This is a genomic window from Amycolatopsis thermalba (assembly GCF_003385215.1).
Taxonomy (GTDB): Bacteria; Actinomycetota; Actinomycetes; order Mycobacteriales; family Pseudonocardiaceae; genus Amycolatopsis_E; species Amycolatopsis_E thermalba.
The window spans coordinates 1-10,810 of sequence record NZ_PQHW01000164.1; the positions used below are offsets into that span (position 1 = coordinate 1).

The window sequence follows — 10,810 nt, forward strand, 5'->3', positions numbered from 1 at the left end:
GCTCGTCACGGCCGCACCTGCGGCGGTCGGCAGCCGGGTGAGCAGCGCGAAGGCGGACGGGACAGGGGTTTCCGGTCCGGAGGCGCACTTCAGGGCCGGCAGCGGGCTGGGCGTCATGGGCCGCCGCCTGCGGCGGGAAGGCCCAGCCGGGTGAGAAGCGCGAACGCGGCCGGGCCGGAGGTTTCCGCATTTCACGGGTCGCAGTGGGCTCCGCGGCCGGACGGGACGGGCCGGGGCGTCGTGCGCGCGGCAAGCACGCACCGTGGCTCCGCGGCGCGCCAGGGGTTCGCCAGCTCCCCGAGGCGCGGCCCGCGTCTCGGCGCCTAGCCGCCGCCAACGGCGGGCACGCGCCACGGCGCGGTCGTGGCGGTCCTGCCGCCGGAGGCACTCCACCAGCTTCCGGGTGGTGTCCGTGTCGCCGGGGCGGCAACGGCCCATCCGAGGCTCCGCGGCGCGCCAGGCGTTCGCCAGCTCCCCGAGCCGCGGCCCGCATCTCGCCGGCCGGCCGCCGCCAACGGTGGACGAGCCCGGGCAAGCGTGTATCCGAGGCTCCGCGGCGCGCGAGGGGTACGCCAGCGGGCCGGGGGCGCCTCTGTCCGGCGCCCCTTCGGGGTCAGCCCGCGCGGCGGTGCGTCCAGCCGCGGCGGCGGAGTTCGTCTCCGCTGAGGGTGAGCGGGCGGCCGAGGTGGTCGGTGCCCACCCAGCGCAGCGTCCCGGCGCCGGGCTCGAGGACGTAGGGGCGGCCCTGGCTCCACACCACGGAGCAGGGGGCGGTAGGGAGCGGGTCCGTCTCGGTCGCGGTTTCGGTGCTCAACACGATTGTGGAGTCGCGCGAGGAGACCGAAGTGTTAGCCTCCCGTCGACCATTCACCCGGCCGGTGGATCAGCGTCCACAATGGAGCCTCGCCGGGCGCGTCCTGCCAGCGATTTCGCCGCTGTCACGGTAATTTCGGGATCCAGGAGGCAACCACTGATGACCGCACCCCGCCGCGCCCTGGCGCTGCTGCTCCTGTCCGCCGGTGTCCTCGCCGGCTGTACCGATACACCGGACGTCGCGCCGGCATCGAGCCCACCGCCGGCGACCACCAGCACCACCGCGACCAGCACCACCGCGACCAGCCCGGCCGGGGCCCGCGCGGACGAGTGCGGCACCGTGCGCGCCGCCAGCGGGCTGACGCTCCAGGTCATGGACACCACGACCAGCGGCCTGAGCTGCGGTCAGGCCACCGACCTGGTGACCCGCTTCCAGCAGGCGATCGCCGGGCGGCAGCCGGCCGGGTCGGGCCGCCCGGTCGGCGAGACCGTGGACGGCTGGCTGTGCGTGTCCGGCCCGCCCGCCTCCCAGGGCGGCACGACGTGCAGCCGCGGCGAGGACACCGTCTTCGCCCGCGTCACCGAGGCGGAGTAGCCGCCCCCGGCCACGAACCGGGGGCGGCCCGTCCTCAGCCCTTGAGCCCCGGGAAGTCGTCCTCGCGGAACTCGCCCGCCGGGCGCGACTCCGGCGACGCCTGCTCCTTGCCGCGCAGCTCGACGCGCCGGATCTTGCCCGAAATGGTTTTGGGCAGCTCGGCGAACTCCAGCCGCCGGATCCGCTTGTACGGCGCCAGGTGCTCGCGGCAGAACGCCAGGATGCTCTCCGCGGTGGCCGCGTCCGGCTCGTACCCGGCCGCGAGCACGACGTAGGCCTTGGGCACCGCGAGCCGGATCGGGTCCGGCGCGGGCACCACCGCCGCCTCGGCGACCGCCTCGTGCTCCAGCAGCACGCTCTCCAGCTCGAACGGCGAGATGCGGTAGTCCGACGCCTTGAACACGTCGTCGGTGCGCCCGACGTAGGTGATGTAGCCCTTCTCGTCGACCGACCCGACGTCACCGGTGTGGTAGTAGCCGCCGCGGAACGCCTCCGCCGTCCGGTCGGCGTCGTCGGCGTACCCGACCATCAGCCCCACCGGCCGCTCGGTCAGGTCGAGGCAGATCTCGCCCTCCTCGGCCGGCTGCCCGCTCACCGGGTCGACCAGCACCACCTGGAAGCCGGGCACCGGACGTCCCATCGACCCGGGCTTGACCTCCTGGCCGGGCGTGTTGGCGATCTGCACGCTGGTCTCGGTCTGGCCGAACCCGTCCCGGATGGTCACGCCCCACGCCTTGCGGACCTGGTCGATCACCTCCGGGTTGAGCGGCTCGCCCGCGCCGACCACCTTGACCGGCGGCGTCTCCAGCGCGCCGAGGTCGGCCTGGATCAGCATCCGCCACACCGTCGGCGGCGCGCAGAAGCTGGTGATCCCGCACCGCTGCATCTGCGCCATCAGCGCGCCGGCGTCGAAGCGCGTGTAGTTGTACAGGAACACCGTGGCCTCGGCGTTCCACGGCGCGAACACGTTGCTCCACGCGTGCTTGGCCCAGCCGGGCGAGGAGATGTTGAGGTGCACGTCGCCCGGTTCGAGGCCGATCCAGTACATCGTGGACAGGTGCCCGACCGGGTAGGACACGTGCGTGTGCTGCACGAGCTTCGGCTTGGCCGTGGTGCCCGAGGTGAAGTACAGCAGCAGCGGATCGGCCGCGGCGGTCGGCCCGTCCGGCGTGAACGATTCCTCCGCGGAATAGGCGTCGGCGAAGGAGTGCCAGCCCTCGGTCGGCTCCCCCACCGCGATGCGGGTGTAGTCCCCGGCGACGTCGGCGAACTTCCCGGTGTCGGCCGAGCGGACCACTACGTGCCGCGCGTTGCCGCGGTCGACCCGGTCGCGCAGGTCGGCCGCCCCGAGCAGGGTCGACGCCGGGATGATCACCGCGCCCAGCTTGATCGCGGCGAGGATGGTCTCCCACAGCTCGACCTGGTTGCCGAGCATCAGGATCAGCCGGTCGCCGCGGCGGACGCCGAGCCCGCGCAGCCAGTTGGCCACCTGGCTGGAGCGGCGGGACATCTCCGGGTAGGTCCAGCGGCCCTCGCCGCCGTCCTCCTCGACGATCCACAGCGCGTACTTCTCCGCGTTGGCCGGATCGGCGGCGACGACGTCGAACCAGTCCAGCGCCCAGTTGAACTCGTCCAGCCGCGGCCAGGCGAACTCGCGGTAGGCGGTGTCGTAGTCCTCGCGGTGCGCCAGCAGGAAGTCGCGTGCCTCGCGGAACCGCTGGTGAGCGGTGTTGCTCATGGCGTTCCTCCTCACTCGCCGGTGAACTCCGGCGCGCGGCGCTCCATGAACGCCCGCACCGCTTCCTGGATGTCCTTGCTGGGCAGGAACGCCGCGTTCCAGGTGGAGACGTAGCGCAGCCCGTCGCTGACCTGCCGCTCGGTGTTGAGCGAAAGGACCTCCTTGACGCCCTGGACGACCAGCGGCGGGTTGGCGGCGATCTCGCGGGCCAGGTCCTCGGCCGCGGCCAGCACCGCGTCCTGATCGGGGTACACGTCGTTGACCAGGCCGATCCGCTCGGCGCGGGCCGCGTCGATGTCCTTGCCGGTCAGGGCCAGCTCACGCAGGTGGCCCTCGCCGATGATCCCGGCCAGCCGCTGCAGGCTGCCCAGATCCGCCACGATCGCGACCTTCGCCTCGCGCACGCTGAACTTCGCGTCCGCGCTGGCCAGCCGCACGTCGGCGGCCGCGATGACGTCGACCCCGCCGCCGATGCACCAGCCGGACACGGCGGCGATCACCGGCGTGCGGCACTCCGCGACCGCGGTGACGCTGTCCTGCAGGACGCGGATCTCGCGGAGGAACTCGGTGCGCGGGCCGGCCAGGGCGTCCCCGGCGAGCAGCGGCGCCCACCCGCCCATCATCGCGGGCAGGTCGAGGCCGTAGGAGAAGTTCTTCCCGCTGCCGGTCAGCACGATCGCCCGGACCGCGGGATCGGCGTCCAGGGTGCGGAACACGATCGGCAGCTCGCGCCAGAAGTCCGGGCCCATCGCGTTGCCCTTGCCCGGGCCGAGCAGGGTGACGCGGGCGACCGGGCCGGTGCGCTCGACGGCGAGCGAAACCAGGTCCGGGAGCTTGTCGGCGGTGTCAGTCATGCGGCCATCTTGACGCATCCGGACGCATTCGCGCGCACAAGCCCGCGCGGGATGGTTTGCTGATCGTCATGCTGACCCGTCCCCTGGAGACCACCGGACTGGCTGCCGCGTTCACCTTCGAGGGCCACCGGCTCTGCTACACCGAGTTCGGCACCGGCGACCAGGTCGTGGTGCTGGCCCACGGCCTGATGTTCACCCGGCGGATGCACGCGCCGCTGGCGCGCCGTCTCGCCGCCGACGGGTTCCGGGTGATCACCCTGGACCTGCTCGGTCACGGCGACTCCGACCGGCCGCGCGAGTCGTGGCACTACTCGATCCCGGCGTTCGGCGACCAGGTGATGGCGCTGCTGGACCACCTGGACGTCGGCCGCGCGGTGGTCGGCGGGACGTCGCTCGGCGCGAACGTGGCGCTGGAGGTGGCGGTGAAGGCGCCGGAGCGGTTGCGCGGGATCGTGGTGGAGATGCCGGTGCTGGACAACGCGATCGTCGCCGGGCTGCTGGCGTTCACGCCGCTGCTGTTCGCGGCGCGGTTCGTGCCGTTCGGGGTGCAGGCGGTGGCGAAGGTGGCCGGGCTGGTGCCGCAGGGCAGCCAGTGGGTCGACGTCGTCACCGACACCCTCGACCAGCGCCCGGCGTCGATGGCCGCGCTGCTGCACGGCGTGTTCTTCGGCCGGATCGCCCCGCCGCGGTCGGTGCGCGGGCGGATCGAGGTGCCCGCGCTGGTGATCGGGCACCAGCGCGACCCGATTCACCCGTTCGGCGACGCGGACACCCTCGCCGCCGACCTGCCCCACGCGGAGTTCGTGCAGGCCCGCAGCCCGGTCGAGCTGCGGTTCGACCCGCAGCGGCTGACCGCGGCGATCCTGGACTTCGTGCGGCGCTGCTACCGGAGCTGATCCGGCAGCAGGCCGGCGACCGGGCCGATCACGATCACCGCGGGCGGGCGCACCCCGGCGGCCTTGGCGTCTTCCGCCGCGGTGGCCAGGGTGAAGCGGTGCACGCGCTGGGCCGGCATGGTGCCGTTCTCCACGATCGCGACCGGCGTGTCGGCGGGGCGGCCGCCGTCGAGCAGCGCGGCGGCGAACTGGCCGAGCCGTTCCACGCCCATCATCAGCACGATCGTGCCGCGCAGCTTCGCCAGCGCCGTCCAGTCGGTCAGCGAGCTCTCGTGGTCCGGCGCGACGTGCCCGGACACGACGACGACCTCGTGCGCGACCCCGCGGTGGGTGACCAGCACCCCGGCGGCCGCCGGCCCGGCGATCGAGCTGGTGATGCCCGGGACCACCGTCACCGGCACCCCGGCCTCGGCGCAGGCGAGCAGCTCCTCGAAGCCGCGGCCGAACACGTACGGGTCACCGCCCTTGAGGCGGACCACGAACCTGCCCGCCTTGGCGTGCTCGATCAGGGTGGCGTTGATGAACTCCTGGCTCGCGGCGCGGCCGTAGGGGATCTTGGCGGCGTCCACGACCTCGACGTCCGGGGGCAGCTCGTCGAGCAGCTCACGCGGGGCCAGCCGGTCGGCGACGACGACGTCGGCGCGGGCGAGCAGACGGCGGCCCTTGACGGTGATCAGCTCCGGATCGCCCGGGCCCGCGCCGACGAGCGCGACGCCGGGCAGCTCGGTGGCGTCCGGCGGGGTGAGATCGCCGGCGATCGCGCCGGTGTGCAGGGCCTCCACGATGTTGTCGCGCACCGCCGCCGAGCGCAGCGGCTGGCCGCCGGACAGCACACCCACGACGAGGCCCTCGTGGCGGCCGACCGCGGCGGTCACCGCGGTGCCCTCGATGCCGGCGTCGGCGCGCACGCAGAAGATCCGGCGCCGCTCGGCCTCCGCGCAGACCGCGGCGTTGACCTCGGGGTCGTCGGTGCAGGCCAGCGCGTACCAGGCGCCGTCGAGGTCGCCGTCGGCGTAGCGGCGCTGGTGCCAGACGACCTCACCGGCGTCGATCATGCCGCCGACGGCCGGCGTGGTGGACGGCGAGATCAGCTCGACCGCGGCCCCGGCGCTGATCAGGCGGGGCAGCCGGCGCTGGGCGACGGTGCCACCGCCGACGAGCACCACGCGCCGCCCGGCGAGATCGAGGCCGACGAGGTAGTGCTGGTCTTCGGGCATGCGGACAAGCATGCCTGCCGGAAGCGCCGATGACACCTCAGGGTTGCAGGAGTGTGAGCAACTCCGTATTGCCGAACATGCGCGCGGTGTCCACGGCCGACGGCGTGCCCGCGTCCGGGTCCGCTCCCCCGGCCAGCAGCGCCTTCACCACGTCCGGGTCGTTCTTGAACACCGCGCCGGCCAGTGGGCTCTGGCCGCGGTCGTTGAGGCGGTTCGGGTCGGCGCCGCGGTCGAGCAGTGCTTTGACCGTGTCCGCGTGGCCGTGGTAGGCCGCCAGCATCACGAGCGTGTCGCCGCGGTCGTTGGTCAGGTTGACCGCGATGCCGGCGTCCACGTAGGCGGCCAGCGTCTCGGTCCGCCCCTCCCGCGCCATCTGGAAGACGCGGCTCCACAGCTCGACCAGTTCGGGATCGGGCTCGCTCATGACGCCGAGCCTAGTGCGGTGCGGGCCACCCGGCCCGCACCGCACCACCTCAGCGCGCCGACGAGGGGTAGGGCAACAACGCCATCTCGCGGGCGTTCTTGATCGCCTGGGCCACCTGCTTCTGCTGCGTCGGCGACAGGCCGGTCACCCGCCGGGCGCGGATCTTGCCCCGGTCGGAGATGAACTTGCGCAGCAGGTCCACGTCCTTCCAGTCCACAACGGACACGTCCGCCTCGGCGAGCAGGTTGCGGCGACGGCGGCCGGGCCGCTCCTTGACGTACTTGGGCACGGCGCTCACCAGCTCGACTTCGACACGCCGGGCAGCTCGCCGCGGTGGGCCATCTCGCGCAGCCGCACCCGGGACAACCCGAACTTGCGGAGGTAGCCGCGCGGGCGGCCGTCGGCGGTGTCGCGGTTGCGCAGCCGCGTCGGGCTGGCGTCGCGGGGCAGCTTCTGCAGCGCCGACACCGCAGCCGCCCGCTCGTCCGCGGTGGACCGCGGCGAGGACACGACCGCCTTCAGCTCCGCGCGGCGCTCGGCGTAGCGGGCCATGACGGCACGCCGCTGCTCGTTGCGGGCGATCTTGGACTTCTTCGCCATCAGCGCTCCTCCCGGAACTCGACGTGGCGGCGGACCACCGGGTCGAATTTGCGCAGCACCATCCGGTCCGGGTCGTTGCGCCGGTTCTTCCTGGTCACGTACGTGTAGCCGGTCCCCGCGGTCGAGCGGAGCTTGATGATCGGCCGGACGTCGTTGCGGGCCACTACAGCTTCACCCCCTTCGCGCGCAGCTCGGCGACGACCGCCTCGATGCCGCGCTTGTCGATCGTCTTGATGCCCTTCGCCGAGACCCGCAGCGTGACCCAGCGTCCCTCCGCGGGCAGCCAGTAGCGGCGCCGCTGGAGGTTCGGGTCCCACCGCCGCGAGGTCCGCCGGTGCGAATGGGACACCTGCTTGCCGAAGCCCGGTTTGCGGCCGGTGACCTGGCAGACCGCCGACATCCACCCTCCCTAGTTGGTATCGATTTTCATTACCAACTACTCTACAACGCGTGGATCCCGAAACGACCGGCACCACCCGGGTGCCCCTCACCCTGATCAGCGGCCTCGTCCCGGCGGCCACCGCGGACCTCGCCGAGCAGGTCCGCGCGGCCCGGCCCGGCACCGCGGTCGTGCACCACGACCTGCGCGAAATCCGCGGCGGGGTCGTGCGGCGGCGGCTGCAGCTGGGCGACCGCGACGAGACGACCGTCCTCGAACTCGCGCACGGCTGCGTGTCCTGCACCCTGCGGGAGGACCTGCTCCCCCTGCTGCGCCGCCTGGCCGGCACGCCCGGCGTGCGGCACATCGCGGTGCGGCTGGACGAGGCGATGGAGCCGGAGCCGGTGTGCTGGGCGATCCGGCACGTCCTCGTCGGCGACCGGCCGGTGAGCGACTTCGTGGCGATCGACGGCGTGCACACGGTGCTCGACCGCGGCACCTGGCTGGCCGACGCCACCGGTGACGACACCCTGGAGGAGCGCGGGCTGCAGGCCAGCCAGGACGACGAGCGGACGGTCGCGCAGGTCGCGTTGTCGCAGGCCGAGTTCGCCGACGTGCTCGTGCTGACCGGCACCGCCGACGCCTGGACCGACGCGAAGACCGCGGCCGTGCTCGACCGCGTCGCCCCGGCGGCGTTGCGCACCTCGCGCCTGGCCGAGGTGCTCGCGGGCGCGCGGCGCGGCGAGGTGACCGACATGCACGGCCCGCTGTTGCACGGCGAGCCGCCGCTGGGCGCCGACTGCGGCGTGGCGACGCTGCTGTTCACCGCGCAGCGCCCGTTCCACCCGGAGCGCCTGCACGACGCGCTCGACGTGCTGCTGGACGGCGTCGTGCGCGCCCGCGGCCGGGTGTGGGTGGCCAGCCAGCCGGACATGGCGCTGTGGCTGGAGTCGGCCGGCGGTGGCCTGGGCGTCGGGCACGCCGGGCCGTGGCTGGACGCGCCGGACGGTCCGGCGTGGACGGACGTGTCCCCGGAGCGGCGGACGCTGGCGTCGCTGCGCTGGCACCCGGTGTTCGGCGACCGGGCCTCGGAGATCTTCGTCGTCACCGATCAGGCCACGCCGGCCGAGATCGAGGAGGCGCTGTCCGGGGCGCTGCTCACCGACGCCGAGCTCGCCGCCGGGCAGCGGGAGTGGCTGACCTACGACGACCCGTTCGGCGCCTGGCACGAGGAGCCGTGCGAAGAAACCGACGAGACGCAGGACGTGAACGTCACGTCCGGAACGGAGAAGCAGTGAAACCGGGCATCCATCCCGACTACCACCCGGTGGTGTTCCAGGACACCGCGACCGGGGACGCGTTCCTGACGCGGTCGACGATCACCTCGGACAAGACGATCGAGTGGCGCGACGGCAACACCTACCCGCTGGTGCTGGTCGACGTCAGCGCGTGGTCGCACCCGTTCTGGACGGGCGCGCGCCGGATCATGGACACCGCGGGCCAGGTGGAGAAGTTCCACCGCCGCTACGGAAGGCGGAAGTGATGGCCGTTCCCAAGCGCAAGATGTCGCGTAGCAACACCCGCCACCGCCGCGCCCAGTGGAAGGCGGTCAAGCCGGACCTGGTGCCGGTGGTGATCGACGGCAAGGAGCAGCTGGTGCCGCGCAGGCTGCTCGGCCACTTCCACCGGCTGGCCCGGTGAAGGTCACCGTTCTGTCGGGGTTCCTCGGTGCGGGGAAGACGACGCTGCTCAACCACGTGCTGGGCAACGTCGAGGGCCTGCGGGTCGCGGTGGTCGTCAACGACATGAGCGAGGTCAACATCGACGCCGCGCTCGTGCGCACGCAAGAGCGGCTCGTCGAGATGACCAACGGGTGCATCTGCTGCACCCTGCGGGACGACCTGCTGGAGGAGGTGGGCCGGCTGTGCGACGAGGGCCGCTTCGACCACGTGTTGATCGAGTCGAGCGGGATCTCCGAGCCGATGCCGGTCGCGGCGACGTTCACGTTCCTGCCGCGGGCGCGGCTGGACACCATGGTCACCGTGGTGGACGCGGTGAACTTCGCCCGCGAGCTGGACCGCGGGGACGGCCTGGCCGAGCGGTCGCTGGACCAGTACGACGGTGACGAGCGGACGGTCAGCGACCTGCTGATCGACCAGGTGGAGTTCGCCGACGTCCTGGTGCTGAACAAGACCGACCTGGTGGGCCCCGGCGAGCTGGCCCGGCTGGAGGCGCTGCTGCGGCGGCTGAACCCGGCGGCGGAGGTGATCCGGGCCGGCTTCGGGCGCGTGCCGGTGCGGGAGGTGCTCGGGACCGGCCGCTACGACGCCGAACGGGCGCAGCAGGCGCCCGGCTGGGTGGCCGAGCTGAACGGCGACCACGTGCCGGAGACCGAGGAGTACGGCATCTCCAGTGTCGTGTTCCGGGCGGACCGGCCGTTCCACCCGGGCCGGCTGTGGTCGTTCGTGACGCGGGACCTGGACTCCGGCCGGTTCGGGAAGGTGTTGCGCGCCAAGGGGTTCTTCGCGCTGGCGTCCCGTCCGGGCGTGGTGGGTCTGTGGTCGCAGGCCGGTTCGGTGGCGCGGTTCGAACCGCAGGGCAGCGGGCCCGCGCGGCAGGAGCTGGTGTTCATCGGGACGGGCCTGGACCACGCGGCACTGACGGCGGCGCTGGCGGATTGCCTCGGCGAGGAAGCGGGTCCCGACCCGTTCCCCGCCTGGGCGGTGCACGACCACGCGGCGCACTAGGGTCTCTGGACCTGGCATCGCCGCCTGGTCGGCGAAGGCGCCTGGGACGTGGTGCTGAAGCGGCGGCCGGCCGCGGCGGCTGGACCACCTGGCTACACCGTCTGGCCGAGGGCAACGGCCGCCCTCTGGTCCCTGGCCTGACCGCCGTCGGGCCAGGGACTCGCCGATGACCGAGCCGCTGATGTCCCAACCGCGGGTACCCGCCTCGGTAGCGGCCGCGCCCGCCGCCACCGAGTCCTCGGCAAGGCCAGCTCCTCCCGCACCATCCCCGCGACCTACGCCGACGCGCGAGCCAGGCGGTCATTCCCGGGCCCGGCGACCAGGCCCGGCATCGCAAGTGAAGCGGTTCCCGCGGCGGACGGCCACCTACCTTCGACGCCCGACGTCACCACCTGGACAACGGCACGACCACGCGGCGCACTAGTGTCCTGAGTCGTTAATTCGAGTTCAGCTGTAGGGTGCGGCATGCCGAATCCGAAGCTGCCTGAGTTGGCCTTGTCCGTTGATGAGGCACAGACGTTGCGGAACTGGGTGCAGCGGCGGAAGA

15 protein-coding genes are annotated in these 10,810 nt (G+C 73.0%); 6 read left to right on the top strand and 9 right to left on the bottom strand.

The window, feature by feature from the left end; translation table 11 throughout:
• Positions 1–613: 613 nt before the first annotated feature.
• A complete protein-coding gene (locus D0D15_RS34300; RefSeq protein ID WP_094005298.1) occupies positions 614–817 on the bottom strand; it encodes a hypothetical protein in 204 nt (67 codons plus the stop codon).
• Positions 818–973: 156 nt separating this feature from the next.
• Here D0D15_RS34300 and D0D15_RS37450 point away from each other — a divergent pair, with 156 nt between their 5' ends.
• A complete protein-coding gene (locus D0D15_RS37450; RefSeq protein ID WP_233157242.1) occupies positions 974–1,408 on the top strand; it encodes a hypothetical protein in 435 nt (144 codons plus the stop codon).
• 34 nt (positions 1,409–1,442) lie between these two features.
• On the opposite strand, the gene D0D15_RS34310 is transcribed toward D0D15_RS37450, so the two are convergent.
• Positions 1,443–3,146 carry an AMP-binding protein gene (locus D0D15_RS34310; protein ID WP_094005297.1) on the bottom strand — a complete coding sequence of 568 codons (1,704 nt, stop codon included), beginning with the start codon at positions 3,144–3,146 and terminating at the stop codon, positions 1,443–1,445.
• Between the two features lie 11 nt (positions 3,147–3,157).
• Positions 3,158–4,000: a crotonase/enoyl-CoA hydratase family protein gene (locus D0D15_RS34315; protein ID WP_094005296.1), complete on the bottom strand. Its 843-nt coding sequence runs from the start codon at positions 3,998–4,000 to the stop codon at positions 3,158–3,160.
• 68 nt (positions 4,001–4,068) lie between these two features.
• On the opposite strand from D0D15_RS34315, the gene D0D15_RS34320 reads away from it, so the two are divergent.
• The gene (locus D0D15_RS34320) at positions 4,069–4,896 is read left to right on the top strand and encodes an alpha/beta fold hydrolase (RefSeq protein WP_094005466.1); all 828 of its coding nucleotides are present in this window, start codon (positions 4,069–4,071) and stop codon (positions 4,894–4,896) included.
• Here the strand turns inward: D0D15_RS34320 and cobA are convergent.
• Genes cobA through rpmB form a run of 6 tightly spaced genes read right to left on the bottom strand, consistent with a single transcriptional unit; the run spans position 4,884 to position 7,537 of the window.
• A complete protein-coding gene (gene cobA / locus D0D15_RS34325) occupies positions 4,884–6,113 on the bottom strand; it encodes a uroporphyrinogen-III C-methyltransferase (RefSeq protein ID WP_115945050.1) in 1,230 nt (409 codons plus the stop codon). The genes D0D15_RS34320 and cobA overlap by 13 nt on opposite strands.
• 37 nt (positions 6,114–6,150) lie before the next feature.
• Positions 6,151–6,537 carry an ankyrin repeat domain-containing protein gene (locus D0D15_RS34330; protein ID WP_094005294.1) on the bottom strand — a complete coding sequence of 129 codons (387 nt, stop codon included), beginning with the start codon at positions 6,535–6,537 and terminating at the stop codon, positions 6,151–6,153.
• Between the two features lie 49 nt (positions 6,538–6,586).
• A complete protein-coding gene (rpsR, locus tag D0D15_RS34335; RefSeq protein ID WP_094005293.1) occupies positions 6,587–6,835 on the bottom strand; it encodes a 30S ribosomal protein S18 in 249 nt (82 codons plus the stop codon).
• On the bottom strand, positions 6,832–7,137 hold the full coding sequence (gene rpsN / locus D0D15_RS34340) for a 30S ribosomal protein S14 (protein ID WP_094005292.1): 306 nt from the start codon (positions 7,135–7,137) through the stop codon (positions 6,832–6,834). Before rpsN ends, rpsR begins: the two co-directional genes overlap by 4 nt.
• Positions 7,137–7,301, bottom strand: a complete 165-nt coding sequence (rpmG, locus tag D0D15_RS34345; protein ID WP_017988077.1) for a 50S ribosomal protein L33 — start codon at positions 7,299–7,301, stop codon at positions 7,137–7,139. The genes rpsN and rpmG overlap by 1 nt, the downstream gene beginning before the upstream one ends.
• Entirely contained in the window at positions 7,301–7,537 is a 237-nt protein-coding gene (rpmB, locus tag D0D15_RS34350; protein ID WP_094005291.1) for a 50S ribosomal protein L28, read from the bottom strand. Before rpmB ends, rpmG begins: the two co-directional genes overlap by 1 nt.
• 50 nt (positions 7,538–7,587) lie before the next feature.
• On the opposite strand from rpmB, the gene mrf reads away from it, so the two are divergent.
• From mrf to D0D15_RS34370, 4 genes are read left to right on the top strand one after another with little or no spacing between them, the layout of a single operon-like run.
• Entirely contained in the window at positions 7,588–8,814 is a 1,227-nt protein-coding gene (gene mrf, locus D0D15_RS34355; protein ID WP_094005290.1) for a ribosome hibernation factor-recruiting GTPase MRF, read from the top strand.
• Positions 8,811–9,059, top strand: coding sequence for a type B 50S ribosomal protein L31 (locus D0D15_RS34360; protein WP_094005289.1), 249 nt, complete (start codon positions 8,811–8,813; stop codon positions 9,057–9,059). The genes mrf and D0D15_RS34360 overlap by 4 nt, the downstream gene beginning before the upstream one ends.
• Positions 9,059–9,217 carry a 50S ribosomal protein L32 gene (rpmF, locus tag D0D15_RS34365; protein WP_094005288.1) on the top strand — a complete coding sequence of 53 codons (159 nt, stop codon included), beginning with the start codon at positions 9,059–9,061 and terminating at the stop codon, positions 9,215–9,217. The genes D0D15_RS34360 and rpmF overlap by 1 nt, the downstream gene beginning before the upstream one ends.
• Positions 9,214–10,263 carry a GTP-binding protein gene (locus D0D15_RS34370; RefSeq protein WP_094005287.1) on the top strand — a complete coding sequence of 350 codons (1,050 nt, stop codon included), beginning with the start codon at positions 9,214–9,216 and terminating at the stop codon, positions 10,261–10,263. The genes rpmF and D0D15_RS34370 overlap by 4 nt, the downstream gene beginning before the upstream one ends.
• Positions 10,264–10,810 lie beyond the last annotated feature (547 nt).